This window comes from Aquimarina sp. 433, assembly GCF_054054605.1.
The window spans coordinates 1-286 of sequence record NZ_JBSWZK010000047.1 but is presented as its reverse complement, the minus strand read 5'-3'; the positions used below and the strand labels follow the sequence as shown (position 1 = coordinate 286).

Here is a 286-nt window from a genome sequence, read left to right as displayed (position 1 = left end):
CAGCATGTTCATCCACGTCCTGCTGGCCGGTGTCATCACCGCCGGCGTCGGGGTCCTGTTCGGACTGCCGTCTCTGCGGATCAAGGGGTTCTACCTCGCCGTGGCGACGCTGGCGGCGCAGTTCTTTCTGGTCTGGCTCTTCAACCGGGTGCCGTGGTTCTACAACTACTCGGCGTCCGGGCAGATCTCCGCGCCCGAGCGGGATACCTTCGGGATCCTGATCACCGGGGCCAATACCCAGGCCTGGGCCACCTATACCTTCTGCCTGATCTTCACGATCTTCTCG

1 pseudogene is annotated in these 286 nt (G+C 63.3%); it reads left to right on the top strand.

Annotated elements, in window-relative coordinates:
• A pseudogene (locus tag ACWNT5_RS24290) lies at positions 1-286 on the top strand (hypothetical protein); the annotation flags it as partial.